This window comes from Arthrobacter sp. P4_F11 (genome assembly GCF_056401395.1).
Window position 1 is genome coordinate 134,796 of the sequence record NZ_JBFUJK010000014.1, and the last position, 14,302, is coordinate 149,097.

Sequence of the window (14,302 nt, forward strand, 5' to 3'; positions counted from 1 at the left end):
GGTGTCGCGCGGTCGATGCCCTGCGATGCGAGGCCGGCCAGGCCGGCATCCGAGGATTCGGGCGTCCCACTCATCGTCTACGGACGCCCAAGTCCGCGGTAGATCCAACCGGCCGCGCGCCATTTGGCGGCGTCCAAAACGTTGCGACCGTCCAGCATGCGGGGAGTGCTTACCGACGCGGCCAAGGCGTACGGGTCGAGGTCCCTGTATTGCCGCCACTCAGTGAGCAATAGCAAGGCATCGGCCCGCTGGACAGCCTTCTCGGTGTCTGCTTCGTAATGCAGCTCAGGAAAACGTCCGGCGGCGTTGGCTAGAGCCTTCGGATCCGTAACCGTCACCACTGCGCCCTGGAGCTGAAGCTGGGCGGCAATACTTAGAGCCGGAGAGTCCCGCACATCGTCGCTCTCCGGCTTGAAAGCGGCGCCGAGAACGGTGATTCGTTTTCCTAGCAGCGTGCCGCCGCACAGTTCGCGGGTTAGCTCCACCACTCGGGTCCTGCGACGCATGTTGATCGCGTCAACCTCGCGTAGGAACGTCAGCGCCTGGTCAGCACCTAACTCTCCCGCGCGGGCCATGAAGGCCCTGATGTCCTTCGGCAGACATCCTCCGCCGAAGCCGATCCCGGCATTGAGGAATTTCCGGCCGATTCTGTCGTCGAGGCCGATTGCATCGGCCAACTGACTCACGTCGGCCCCGGCTGATTCACAAACTTCCGCCATGGCGTTGATAAAGGAAATTTTGGTCGCGAGGAAAGAATTGGCCGCTGCTTTGACTAGTTCTGCTGTTGCCAGGTCGGACACCAATCGAGGAGTGCCCGCGTTCAGAGGAACGGAGTAGATCTCGTCCAGTATTGCGACGGCGGGATGGTCCTCGGAGCCGCCCTCGACGCCGTATACAAAGCGGTCCGGTTGGAGGGTGTCTGAGACGGCGTGTCCTTCGCGCAGGAATTCCGGATTCCACATCAGCTGCGCAGTCGGCTGGACCTCCCGGACCATCTCTGCCAGCCGTGCGGCGGTGCCGACAGGCACAGTGGACTTACCGACGACCACATTGCCGGGTTGCAGATAGGGGAGAAGCGCAGCGGTGGCCGCGTCAACATACCGCATGTCTGCGCCATTCTCACCCTTCTTTTGCGGCGTACCGACGCAAATGAAGTGGACGTCGCTTCCGGCTGCTGCGGTGATGTCCGTTGTGAACGTGAGTCTGCCGATCGACTGCACGTCATTAAGGAGTTCGTCCAGCCCGGGCTCGTAAAAGGGCGCCTGCGCAGAGGCCAGGGCAGCGATTTTGTGTTCATCTACGTCGATGCCGACAACGTTGTGTCCTAGCTTGGCCATACAGGCTGCATGCACGGCACCCAGGTAGCCACAGCCGATTACAGATATTTGCATTGTTGTTCCTTGACTATGAAAGGGCGTTCGTCAGCAGGTGTTAGTAAGCGCCTGCGCCACGAAAGACGGCGCGAAAAGTCTTCAGCAGGATCATGAGATCCCCGGCGAGTGACCAGTTTTCCACGTAGTAGAGGTCAAGCCTGACTGAGTCCTGCCACGAGAGGTTTGAACGCCCGCTGACCTGCCATAGGCCGGTGAGGCCTGGTTTAACCAAGAGCCGGCGACGAACATCGTGCTCATATGCTGCTACCTCAGAGGGCAATGGGGGACGCGGTCCGACCAAACTCATGGAACCCATGAAAATGTTGAACAGCTGGGGTAGCTCGTCCAGGCTGAATTTTCTGATGAACTTCCCAACTCGGGTTACCCGTGGGTCATTCTTCATCTTGAAGAGGAGCCCATTCCCGTCACTGTGGTGTGCAAGTTCGGTCAGACGCTGCTCTGCATCAACAACCATCGAGCGGAACTTCAACATGTCGAAGTGTTCGCCCGCGATCCCAACCCGCACTTGCTTGAAGAGTGCGGGACCCTGGCTTTCAATTTTCACGAGTATCCCCACGACAACCATGACGGGTGAGGAGACGATGATCAGCACTGATGAAACAAAGATGTCAAACAGTCGCTTAGCCACACCTTGTCCGCCATCCAGAGTAGGTGTTGTCACGTGAATCAGGGGTAACCCTGCCACTTGTTGGGTGTGAATTCGCGGTCCCGCAACGTCGGTCAGCGCGGGGGCCATGATCAGCCCGATATTTCTGGACGCAAGCTCCCAGCCGAGGTGCCGGAGTATTTGTGGATGGAGCTGGACTCCAGCAGATACGGCGACAGCGTCTGCGCCGCAGACATCGATTGCCTCGATGATCGAGCGCGCGTCAGGCTTGTGTCCCAATATTGGCAGCCCGGACTCCGGTTCAATGCCGGATTCCGCGTGGGCTCCTGGCGTGTAAGCCGCAATGGGCAGATAGCCAGAAGACTTCGCGCCTTCAAGGGACGCCGCTAGATGCGCGACAGCGCTGGGACCACCCAAGATGAGTAATAGCGACATGCTCTGGCCGCGGAGACGGTTGATATTGAGATGCTGTCTGATAAGCCAGCGGCCAAGGAGTAACCCAATTAGCCCAACCGGAAGCGCAACTCCAACATACCCTCGTGCAGTATCGACGCGGAGGACGTAGGAGACGATGGCGATGAGGCCAAATAGCCAAAGTGAAGCCGCTGCGACGCGCTTGTATTCGTCGGGCCCGGCCCCCAGAACCCTCGGCTTCCTGCTGTTCCAAGCGCCCAGCATGAACCACCACACGACAGCCAGTGCAACTGAGAGCCACGCATAGTTGAATTCCTGCCCGGCAACAACGAAGTCTGGTTCAATTCCAAATCGGATAATAAAGGCTCCGGCCACAGCCCAAACAACGACGAAGGCATCGACCACCCGTAAACGCCGGGAAGATCGAGCACGCCAATCTCTGCCCGCAGGCATCAGATTCCCCCAATTTTTTGAAGTTCTGGATTACGCATTCAGCTATGCGCTGACAGCGTTAACTAGCTGCGGATCGACGCAATGTTCGCGCGATACCAATCTACAGTCTCTCGAACACCCTCTTGGAGCCCGATTGAAGCTGACCAGCCGGCCCCTGTCAGTTTGGAAACATCCAGCAACTTGCGTGGGGTTCCGTCAGGCTTGGAGCTGTCCCACTGAATGACGCCCTTGTAGCCGACCGCATCAGCAACGAGGGACGCCAATTCTTTGATGGTGACATCTGTCCCCGTCCCTACATTCACCTGGGAAGCGCCGTCGTAATTCTCTAGGAGGTGAAGGCAAGCAGCAGCCATATCGTTCACATGCAGGAACTCGCGTCGAGGCGTTCCGGTTCCCCAGTTACTGACGCTTTGGGCTCCAGACCGGGCCGCTTCGTCGTAGCGGCGGATAAGGGCAGGAAGGACATGGGAACCTTCGGGAGAGAAGTTGTCCCCGGGCCCGTAAAGGTTCGTAGGCATTGCCGAGATCCACGGCAAGCCATACTGCCGCCGGACCGCCTGAATCTGCATGATTCCGGCGATTTTAGCAACTGCGTACGCGTCGTTCGTCGGTTCCAGGTGACCAGTAAGGAGTGAGTCTTCCCGAATGGGCTGGTCCGCGAATTTTGGGTAGATACATGAGGACCCCAGGAACAGGAGGCGTTCCACCCCGTATTTCACGGCGGCATCCAGGACATTTACCTGGATACGGAGGTTGTCGCTGAGGAAGTCGACCGGGTACGTGTTGTTGGCCAGAATTCCTCCAACCTTGGCTGCCGCGAGAACCACATAGCGAGGCTTAGTCTCGGCAAAGAACTGGAATACTGCGTCCCTGTCCTTTAAATCGAGTTCCGTCGAATTGCGGCCGATGAGATTCGTGAAACCGTCCGATTCAAGTTTCCGCCAGATTGCTGAGCCGACAAGGCCGCGGTGTCCGGCGATGTAGAAAGCTGAAGCCCGGTCCAGCTGCCCTGGAACGAAATCGATGTTCGCGGACATCAGTTCTTCCAGCTGTCAAGATCGACGCTGTCGATCCAATGATTGCCTGCGTGCTTCAGTGCCTCGATGTCAGCCTCGACCATGATACGGGCCAACTCCGGGGTGTGAACCGAAGCCTTCCAGCCGAGCTTCTCCTCAGCCTTTGATGCATCTCCCACCAAGGCATCAACTTCTGTCGGGCGAAGATAGCGTTCATCGAAGCGCACGTGGTTTTCCCAATTGAGCCCAGCGTGTTCGAAGGAGATTTGGAGGAAGTCGCGAACGGTGTAATTGCCGCCTGTGGCTAGAACAAAATCGTCCGGCTCGTCGGCCTGCAGCATTCGCCACATCCCTTCGACGTATTCGGCGGCATACCCCCAGTCGCGGACGGCGTCCAAGTTTCCCATGTAGAGCAAGTCCTGCTTGCCGGCTTTGATAGCGGCCACCGCGCGAGTGATCTTGCGTGTAACAAACGTTTCGCCGCGGCGAGGCGATTCGTGGTTGAACAGGATGCCGTTCACTGCGTACATTCCGTAAGCTTCGCGGTAGTTCTTGGTGATCCAGTAGCTGTACACCTTCGCAGCGCCGTAGGGGGATCGGGGATAAAACGGAGTGTCCTCGTTTTGCGGGGGAGGCGTAGCGCCAAACATTTCGGAGGAGGAGGCCTGGTAGAACTTGGTCTCGATGCCCGACATGCGGACAGCTTCGAGGAGGCGGATGGTCCCTACTCCTGTGGTGTCGGCCGTGTGTTCCGGTTCGTCAAACGAGACGCGCACGTGGGACTGGGCTGCCAGGTTGTAGACCTCGTCCGGCTTGATCTCCGCCAATAAGGTGACGAGGCGGGCGCCGTCACTGAGGTCGCCGTAGTGGAGAAACAGCTTGGCGCTAGGATCGTGCGGGTCCACATAAAGGTGATCCACTCGGGCCGTGTTGAACGTGGAGGCCCGGCGGATAAGGCCGTGAACCTCGTATCCCTTTGATAGCAGGAGCTCGGCGAGGTAGGAGCCGTCCTGTCCGGTTATCCCGGTGATAAGTGCGCGTTTTGTCATAGTGCCCCCATGGTGCGTACAGAAAGTCACGCGTCCTATCGGCCGCGTGACGATGCCAGACTGGTGATGAAATCATCATAGTGGCCAATAGCGGCGGCTTCGGACAAAGTGTCAAACCTGAATCGAAGACCCTGAGCCCCAAGACTGGACGCCATGGCTGAGTCTCGCCCAAGCTCCTCGGCGATCTCCAATAATCCGATGGGGTCGGCCGCATCGACGCGAACGCCACCGCCGGACGCGAGCATCTCCGATGAAGTGACGCTCCCATTATCGGTTGCCGCGATGACGGGCCGGCCCGTGCTGAAATACGAGGTAAGTTTGCTCGGCACCGCCATATCCTTCACGCCAGGGAGTTCGTTTACGAGGAGAACGTCGGCCGCGGCTAGGGCTCCCTGGAAATCATCTCCGGGCAATGGATCGATGAACTGGATACTGCTCAAGCCTGTTGCATCTGCTTCGAGAGCCTTGCGCTGGTTTCCGTCGCCCATTAGAACAAATTTCACGGGACTATTGCGCTCCTCTGCCAAACGAGCCGCGGCGACTACGTTTTCTAGACCCTGCTTCTTACCCATATTTCCAGCGTGAAGGACAATTACATCACCTGACGCCCATCCCAGCTGCACGCGTGTTTGAGCACGGTCACAAATCGGAGCAGTAGGAAGATGCGTCCAGTTGCGTATTACGCGAGTTGCTTCTTTGGGAACTTTAAGAGAGTTGACGATGTATTGTCGGAATCGGTCATGAATTACGACAACACCATCGGCGGAGCGCAGAATAAGCGACTCAACCTTGCCCATCACCCGCCCCAATCCTTTGCCACCCGTGCCAGTCTCTACAACGCCGCGGCTGTATATGTCCTGCACCCAAATTCCAACTGCGGGGCGCCTAGGGGAAAGCCGGACGCGAAGTATCGCGAGTGCGGATGAGAACAACGCAGGACTAATGACCAAGACAACATCCGGGTGACCCCATCGGGCGAACAGCAGACGCAGACCAAAGCTCACTTCCATGTGCATGCGATGAATTGTGTTGGGCATCCGGGGGATGAAGTGCCTGAGACGCTTGGTGGCCACCCCGTTGACGACCTCGTCGCTGACCCAGCCGCCGTAGCCATCCTTCATCTGCCACTCGGGATAGTGAGGATAGCCCGTGACGACATGAACGGTGTGGCCGGCTGCTTGAAGACCTTCGGCCAGGCTCGTTGTGTATGGAGCATTGCCGGTGGGTTCAGGAGCGTAGTTGATGCCAAGAATTGTAATCTTCAATGAAACTTCATTCCAGATTGTTAGTGGTTGGATTTACTCAAACCCGTTTCGATGAGCTCAGGCCGGGCCAGGGGCGTCGAGCATTTTCAGGACGCCTGAACTGAAATTTCTAACCATGCCGTCAATAGTGGGATAACGCCAGGACGGGTGGTTCCCATCTTCTACCCACGAACGTTCCTGCAGGAATGTTCGTACAAGCGAGACGTAAGAGTCAACGTCGTCTATTGCCGTGAAGCAAGACTCACCCTCCACAAGAAACTCCGCTTCGGGGGCATGGTATTTCCAGTCCGTAGTTATGATTGGGATGCCGAGTACGAGTGCGTCTACCGCTACGAGGCCGATTCGACCCGGCATTAGCAGAGCGGACGAGGCTCTTGCAATGAGGGCTTGGCCAACTGAGTCCGCATAGCCCAGCATTATCGCTTGCCCGCGATCTACGGATGTTTTTAACATTCCTGCCAGTTCGCCACGGCCTCCAATGAGGATCTTCACGTCAGGATCAGAAAGCCATAGACGGTCCAAAGTCTGCGAAAGAAAATCTATTCTTTTGCTATAATCCAGTCCTCCAATGAAACCTAGAGTCCTCCCGGGAGTCAAACCATGAGCATTCATGAACTCTCTGAGCTGAATAACATCAAGGGAGTTCTTAGCCTGGCTCAAAGTGGTTGTATCAGTCGAATTCATGACCGTCGTAATTTGAGTGCTATCGACTCCAGCAGCGATGCCGTAATCCCGACCTCCGGGCGAATAGGCAAACACGTGGTCAACATTTCGAAGTTGCCATTTTTCCAAGGCAAGATCGAGAGGATGACCATCATTTACATAGGACTTGATATGTCCCCACACTCCGACTTTCATTCGGCCGCACTTACCATCACCAATGGCCAAATATGTGTCTAGCGAGGAACCCAAGTGCCCTACTATCACCCCGTCTGCACGATGCCAGAGCGGTCGAGCGCCTCCCAGCCCAAGGGTTCTTCCTGCGATTCGTAGACTCCGAGAACGGAAAGGAATGATCCAATCTGCGACAGCAGCGTCTCCACGCGCTGACTGCTGGGCCGGGGGGGATGCCGCAGCGATCCAGCATTGAACATTGTGGTCAGCCAGGGTGTCAATCAAATTAGAAAAGAAACCAACTCGATACTCCGGAACGTATGGCTGAACAATTATTAAAGTCCTTTTCTTGTTCATTCCAAGTACCTACAAGCCACGATCCCTCGCAGCTTCGCTATATATTTCGGAAAGCTTCCGGACGATGGCGTCCATACCGAACCTCTCTCGTGCCAGTCGTTGTGCATTGGTAGCGGTTTCCTGGCGTTTCGGGTGGCTTGCTAGCAGATCGGCGACGGCCGTAGTTAGGGATTCAATATCGGGACCTGTAACGACACCGGCCCCCGCCGTCGTTACCGCGTCAGCAAGCCCGCAGGTGTCCGTGATGACCACAGGCTTGCCCAATGACATGGCCTCCAGAACCGCCATTGGAAATGGTTCGTCAATAGACGGCAACACGTATATCGAGCTCTTGCCAATCCGCGCCGCAGCGTCGTGGGGCTCTACCGGACCTTCCCAGCTAAGCCGATCTCCCATTCCCGATGCGGCGATTGCCGAACGCACTGAAGACCCCTCACCTTCATCGGGGCCCACTAGGACAAAGCGAGCGGCCGGAAAACGGGCTTGGAGCCGTTTTGCCATCTCAATGAACATGAGGGGCCGTTTGCGAGTGTGGAGCCTTGCAAGGAAGAGCACTTCAACATCGCGCGATAGGGGGCTTGGGGCAGTTAGCGCAGGCACGCCGTTGGGTAATTCTTGGAGTTTCTGTTCGTTCGTCCCCAGATCCAACAGGCCACTTCGTTCCGTGTTCGTTAGATATAGGACCCGATTTGCCCCGTTCAGCGCTCGTTTGGTCCAGAATGCGTCAACCGGGCCCGAAAATATGTGCGAGGATGGCGCAATCATTCCGTGAGTCTGAGTAACGTACGGGGTACCTCTCCGGGCCGCTATTGCGGCGGCAGGAAGTGTGACGAAATCCCTGCCCATATGGATGTGCAAAACATCTGCGGTCTGTGCAGCCCGCCGTAGCCATTCCAGAAGGGATGGAGAGAATGTTCCTGCGAATCCCAGTTTCGGTATGTTTCTTGCCGGGAATAGTTTCGCTGGCACTCCGTCAAAGGTATTCGGCAGCACTCCCTTGAAGCCGCGCGCAGCTGCCGCCATGACGACTTCGTGACCAGCATTGAGCAACGCCCGCGTCTGATTGACGGCGACGCGAACTGGACCACCGTATGCCCCGTCCGGTGTAATAAGGGTCGCGACCTGAATTATTCTCATCGGAGCAGTCCCTCTCCCACGACGCTGGCGCGGGGCGCTAGCGTCCGAGCCCCTTCGGGCACGTCCTGCGTGACCAGGCCCGTTGCACCAACAATTGCGTTTTCGCCGATTGTTACGCCTCGGAGTACCGTGGCCCTAGCAGCAATCCAGGCTCCATTTTGAACATGGATGGGACCATTGTCGAATTCAAAACTTGGGGATCTTGCGTCGTGACTTCCGGTACAAAGCATCACCCCTTGAGAAATGCATACGTCGGACCCAATACGGATGAACTCGAGATTCAGCAACCACGCGTCGACTCCGATCCACACGTTGTCACCGATTTCGAGCTTCCAGGGCCAGTGGACACGCACACCATGCCGAATAAGCACGCCCGTGCCGATTTTTGCGCCAAAAAGCCTCAAAATCGCTACGCGAGCGGGAGCTGGGCACCATATGCGTTCAACTAGAGCAGCGGAAGTCACGAGCCAGAGTGCTTGGACAATTATAGGTTTTCCTTTGATGTACCCCGCGCCCGAGAATGAAGCTAGCTTCCTCAGTGTTCCCATGTAATAAATCTCACTTCCAGGATCTTCAATGCATTTACCGATTTCAATGGGACGGGCACCGGGCGCCCGAAGTACCTGAATTAGAATCCACCACGTGCACGCTACCCGCGTTCAGGCAGTGAAGGACTGGCCTTCGAGGGCGCGGAAGAATCAGTATATCGAGGACGGTACCCGGCAGCTCGGTGAAGAGCAGTGTCGAAGACTTCAGCGAATCTTTCCGGTGTATGTGTGAGGATCTCCGGAACTTGGATCGGACCGTTCCAAGCTTCGCGGGAGGCTTGCATCTGGGCGGCAAGGTCGCTCAAACTTGGCTGTGCCACGAAGACGCCCATCATAGCTTTGACCGAGGGCGCAACTCCGCAATTGGATGTAACTACCGCGTGCATACCTGCGGCTAGGGCCTCGTTCACCACGAGTCCCCAGACTTCACGAGATGAAGCCAGAACCAGTGTCATGCAGCCAGACATAATTTCAGGCAACGAGCTGTTGCTGACATATGGGATAAAGCTGATGCCACTATCTGAATGTCTGGCCAGCCGCCTAAGGACGGGCTCTTGGTCGCCGGACCCAATAATGCACAATCGGTCGTTTGGATTCGCAATTTCATTATAGGCTTGAATGATAGACGCGACACGTTTTCGTTCAATGAGCTGCCCTACATATAGAAATACGTGCCCAGAATCCTCGTTTGCGGGAATCTCGGTCGACCGCATCGAAGATGCCCGGTGAAATGATTCCACATCAACTGCGTTGAATCCGACAACAATGTTCTCTGGATTGACCCCGATGGATGAGAGGGCCTCTCGCGCTGCCGCACCCGGAGCCACAACTACATGCATCGATTTGAAAAACTTTGTGCGCACCCATGCGACCGGGCCTCTGGTGTGACGCATCGTGCTGATAGGGCTTTCGTAGAATCCCACTCGACCAACGCGGAAAACAACTGCCGCCAAGAGGAATGCCCAGTATGCCGGTGACTCCCAGCCGCCAAATAGTATGACGTCTCTATTTTTGACTTGAAAAATCGAAGAAAGGCTACGCAAAATGTAGTAGCGCGATTCACCGCGCTTTACCTTTATTGTAGGAATCTCTTGATACCTAATATAATCCGATCCTCGATGCAGCCAGTCTTCGCCTCTGTTGGCTGTCGAATCAGAAATCAGTGCCTTATTAGACTCAAGAAGCCCTATCCTTAAGTCGTGGTCATGCCCCAGGCGCAGCCAGACAGGCAACCGGTATGGCGCGGCTATGTTAGTTAGCCACAGAACGCGCATACGTCGGTGCGGGAGAGTCTTTGCATCATCCCCAATTTTAGTCAATATATTTTCCTCGGCGGCATCATGATGTCAAAAACAATGGGCGGCAGGCCATCGTCCCTATTTGCATAGCAGGTCGGATGCTGTCCGAGATCAGCTTTGCCAAGCATGTCACGATCATGTCACGGTCTGACGGTGCAATAGCTCGCCTGATGATACATTGCTTAGTTCGGTTGCGCGGCACTTGTGCGAGACTTCTGAACTGAGGCGGCGCCTGCTTTCGACTGGTCATCGCCGATCACTGCCCCAAAGCTTTATGCGCCGGCAGCGGGGGGCGGCTCAGCCGAAGCGGCTGGGAACTCGTTGTCCGGACGGTGTGAAACACTTCCTCAGACGCTACAGATAGGGCAGCGTCGAACTCCAGGTCTGTGGCAGCCCTCACTGTCGGCGACGGAACCTTGGCTGGTGCGGGTGGCGATTTTTCAGGCGGTTGCGAAGGGCCGGTTCGCCAGCTCTTGATGACCCACCCTTCGTGTGATCGCTGCCTCATATGACTGTGAGCTGGAGAAATTACGATGTTGTTGGAGTCCAGAGCTGCGATGGCCGCCAGGCCTGGTTCGCGGCGAAGCTGAAGGAGGACAGCTTCCTGGGCTGTTTCCTTCATGAACTTCATCCGGTTCTAGCACACTATGATTCGATCCCGAGGAAACCGGTCGTCGGTCAGGCCGCCGAAAGCGTGCACCATCCTTAGGATAGTTGCGCGGCGCGCCTTGAAAAGAACGCCCTCAGTCGAGGAAAGTCCGCCAGCCATGTTCGGGTAGGATTGCCATTGCCGAATAAATTGGCTGTCACATCCGGTTGCTGTCTGCGACACATCTACAGGCCGCCGATAGTGGTCGACATAGGGGGACCCTAATTTGGATCTGCGCGACTACATGCGTGTTATGCGACGAAACTGGCTTGTTGTCGTCGCCTTCACGTTGATTGGGCTGATTGCCGGGGGAGCCGTTGCGTTACTTACCAAGCCTACGTACACTGCCGAGACTGAGCTATTTGTAGCTATCCAGAATTCCGGATCCGTGCAGGAGCTGCAGCAAGGAAATAGCTTTAGTCAAGCCCGCGTGCAGTCATACGTGAGAACTATCGATAGCCCGGTGGTCCTTCAGCCAGCCATCGATTCTCTGGGTCTTGACTCAACGGCGGAGGAGTTGGCAACCCGCGTAAGCGCTACGACTGAAGCTAATACCGTGTTGATTTCGATCTCGGTGTCGGACAGTTCCTCAGTGCAAGCCGCGGCTATCGCTCAAGCCGTTGTGAGCAGTCTCGTGAAGACAGTCGACACTCTCGAAAGGCCGAAGACCGGGAATGGCACGTCTCCCGTAAGCCTTTCAATCATCAAGCCTGCCAAGGCGCCAGTCGCCCCGTCGGCCCCCAATACCCGTCTTGACCTCCTCGTCGGGCTGATCTTGGGACTGGCGGCGGGAGCGAGTGTGGCCGTTCTGAAGTCCTCGTTCGACAACAGGGTACGCGGGGAGAGCGATCTTAGGCGGGTTACGGATGCACCGCTATTGGGTGCTATTGCCTTCAATCAGGACGCCGCCCGTAGTCCCCTCCTTTCTCAGACAGGACAGCACAGCCCTAGGGCGGAAGCCTACCGTCAGCTGCGCACAAATCTTCAGTTCGCGAACGTAACCGGACATGCGAAGACAGTACTAGTAACTTCCTCCCTTCCGGGGGAAGGAAAAAGCACTACGGCTACAAATTTGGCCATCGCGCTAGCTCAAGCCGGTCATTCGGTATGTCTTGTAGATGCAGATCTTAGGCGCCCTATGATTAGTGAGTATTTGGGGCTTGGTGAGGGAGCTGGCCTGACTACTGCCCTCGTTGGAGCCGCGGACATCGACGATCTGCTCCAGCCCTGGGGTGACGATAATCTTTTCGTACTAACTTCTGGACAAATTCCTCCGAACCCGAGTGAGTTGTTGGGATCACTGGAAATGAAAGCGCTTATTGTCAGGCTTGAAAAGGTTTTTGACTGGATAATAATCGATGCGCCACCGCTGCTGCCAGTTACGGATGCAGCAGTCCTTTCGCAACATGTGGGCGGCGTGGTATTGGTCGTGGGAACGCAGAAGTTGCGAAGTAATGACCTTGAGAAGTCAATGAATGCGCTTTCCTTAGTGGGATCCGAGATTTTGGGTATCGTTCTGAACTTCCTCCCGGCGAAGGGTCAGGACTCTTACGCTTATGGGTACTATGGCGCTAACCTTTCGAAGCAAAAAAAGGAACGCAAGCAGAAGGCCGAGAGGGAACAGTCGCCTCCAGCCACTCAAGTACTAGTGGAGGATCTCGAGCCGAGCGAATTGCATGACATAAACAGTGGTGGTAATTTGAGGCCCCCATCAACGTTTCCCGTCAAGCAGACTGAATAGAATTGTTGCTCTCCTCCGGATTCAATTGGCTGCCTTGGTGAATGGAGCCGTTCGCGAAGTGTTATCAGAATCGGTGCAACATCCAATGGCCCCATAAGTTGATGTGCCAATTCGAAGGCAGCCTTATTATAGCGAGGATGGGGAAGTGTTAAGGTCGGGACTATTAGCAAAACTTAAGCACCGAAATGTGTTGGTTGTCGTTAATACCGCAATCGCAGCCGCATCCAGCGTCGTGCTGTTGCTCGGTGCTGCGCGATCCATGGGRCAACAGCAGCTTTCTGATTTCTCGCTTGTGCAGCTCATCATAATGACCTCGGTAATGCTCCAGCGATCCGCGTTTCTTGCTCCAGCCCTTTCGACTCAACGCGCCAATGGCAAGACTGTTATTCCTCTCTCGTGGGTAGCTTTAGTGTCTGTTCCTTTGGCTGTCGCCATTGCGGGGTTGATTTCGGTTGCTTTCGGTGCCGACGGCAACCGCTACGCTGAGTGGTTTCTGGCCGGCCTCGTGGCCGGCGTTGCCGCCTTGGCGCAGGATACACTTCGCTACTGTCTTATGTCTCGGGGCTTAACGGCGCGAGCTGTATTTAGCGACGGATGTTGGCTATTGCTGATATTCGTTACGTTGTTCTTTCCTGGTAACTTCCACCTTGCATTGGACCTGACCATCTATTGGGGACTCAGCGGTGCTCTTGCAGTGGCTCTTGCTCTACTACCTCTGCTCAGAGGGGGACGCGGGAGCGAAGTGCCCAATGCCTTAGTCAAGACGACCTGGCGCCTAGGAAAGTGGTCAGGACTCGACGCCATACTGAGTGCAGCCGCTACGCTTTCTCCGATGCTCATGACGGCCCTCGTCCTCGGATCGGCGGATGCCGGGACTTATCGCGTATTGCAGAGTTCGCTTGGACCCATCAACATATTGTGTACGTCGTTGATCACGATGTTCGGCCTGAATGCTTGGCAGCTCACGTCTCGAAGTCAGCTTAGGGTTTTGCGTAAGCAGGTATCAATCGCCGTAATATCCAGTTCGATATTTGCACTTTTGTATATTGCGCTGGCGGAGACGCTAATTATCGCATTGTCAGGGTTGAGATCCACGGATCTATTGCGGATAGCCGTGATAGTAGGGGTGGTTGGTCTCATCGGTTCTGCTGCTGCCCCTCTTTCGGCTGCTGCTTTGGCGCTTGGATATCAACGTCACGGGGCTTTGTTAAGGCTAGTTATTGTCATCTTTTCGCTCTTGGTGTCCTTTCTTGGAAGTTCAGGCGCATGGTTGCCATGGGGCGACCCTATCGGCACTGTTACTTTGTTCGCTTCCGTAGCTGGCCTTATTGGCTGGTCCTTTTCTTATAGACACGCAATAAGGAAGGAAACGTCTATTATGAGGCGGAATGCTGAGAGCCTAGGGTTGCGTGGGGGCGCCGGGGAGCGGGCTCGGCTTCAAGCCTCTGGGCCGCCAGGCTAAAGGCTTTCGCCGTTGTCGGTCAGGTGGAATTGATCCGATTCAAGGATGGACCACGAGTCTCGATTGAACGTACCGGGT

General features: G+C 56.0%; 10 protein-coding genes. 2 read left to right on the forward strand and 8 right to left on the reverse strand.

Features of this window, described 5'->3' with window-relative positions; translation table 11 throughout:
• Positions 1–77: 77 nt before the first annotated feature.
• From AC1DRO_RS15745 to AC1DRO_RS15780, 8 genes are all read right to left on the reverse strand, one after another.
• A complete protein-coding gene (locus AC1DRO_RS15745; RefSeq protein ID WP_476951536.1) occupies positions 78–1,391 on the reverse strand; it encodes a UDP-glucose dehydrogenase family protein in 1,314 nt (437 codons plus the stop codon).
• 40 nt (positions 1,392–1,431) lie between these two features.
• The gene (locus tag AC1DRO_RS15750; RefSeq protein ID WP_476951537.1) at positions 1,432–2,820 is read right to left on the reverse strand and encodes a sugar transferase; all 1,389 of its coding nucleotides are present in this window, start codon (positions 2,818–2,820) and stop codon (positions 1,432–1,434) included.
• A gap of 110 nt (positions 2,821–2,930) precedes the next feature.
• Positions 2,931–3,905, reverse strand: a complete 975-nt coding sequence (locus AC1DRO_RS15755) for a GDP-L-fucose synthase family protein (RefSeq protein WP_476951538.1) — start codon at positions 3,903–3,905, stop codon at positions 2,931–2,933.
• The gene (gmd, locus tag AC1DRO_RS15760; RefSeq protein ID WP_476951539.1) at positions 3,905–4,933 is read right to left on the reverse strand and encodes a GDP-mannose 4,6-dehydratase; all 1,029 of its coding nucleotides are present in this window, start codon (positions 4,931–4,933) and stop codon (positions 3,905–3,907) included. Before gmd ends, AC1DRO_RS15755 begins: the two co-directional genes overlap by 1 nt.
• A 35-nt stretch (positions 4,934–4,968) precedes the next feature.
• Positions 4,969–6,198 (reverse strand): glycosyltransferase, encoded by a 1,230-nt coding sequence (locus AC1DRO_RS15765; protein WP_476951540.1) that lies wholly within the window; start codon positions 6,196–6,198, stop codon positions 4,969–4,971.
• 57 nt (positions 6,199–6,255) lie between these two features.
• Positions 6,256–7,056, reverse strand: a complete 801-nt coding sequence (locus AC1DRO_RS15770; RefSeq protein WP_476951541.1) for a glycosyltransferase — start codon at positions 7,054–7,056, stop codon at positions 6,256–6,258.
• 342 nt (positions 7,057–7,398) lie between these two features.
• On the reverse strand, positions 7,399–8,526 hold the full coding sequence (locus AC1DRO_RS15775; protein ID WP_476951542.1) for a glycosyltransferase: 1,128 nt from the start codon (positions 8,524–8,526) through the stop codon (positions 7,399–7,401).
• Positions 8,527–9,175: 649 nt separating this feature from the next.
• Positions 9,176–10,393, reverse strand: a complete 1,218-nt coding sequence (locus tag AC1DRO_RS15780; RefSeq protein ID WP_476951543.1) for a glycosyltransferase family 4 protein — start codon at positions 10,391–10,393, stop codon at positions 9,176–9,178.
• An 854-nt stretch (positions 10,394–11,247) separates the two neighbouring features.
• On the opposite strand from AC1DRO_RS15780, the gene AC1DRO_RS15785 reads away from it, so the two are divergent.
• Together AC1DRO_RS15785 and AC1DRO_RS15790 are read left to right on the forward strand one after the other, a co-directional pair.
• Positions 11,248–12,762 (forward strand): tyrosine-protein kinase domain-containing protein, encoded by a 1,515-nt coding sequence (locus tag AC1DRO_RS15785; RefSeq protein WP_476951544.1) that lies wholly within the window; start codon positions 11,248–11,250, stop codon positions 12,760–12,762.
• Between the two features lie 145 nt (positions 12,763–12,907).
• Positions 12,908–14,224: a hypothetical protein gene (locus AC1DRO_RS15790; RefSeq protein WP_476951545.1), complete on the forward strand. Its 1,317-nt coding sequence runs from the start codon at positions 12,908–12,910 to the stop codon at positions 14,222–14,224.
• Positions 14,225–14,302: the final 78 nt, after the last annotated feature.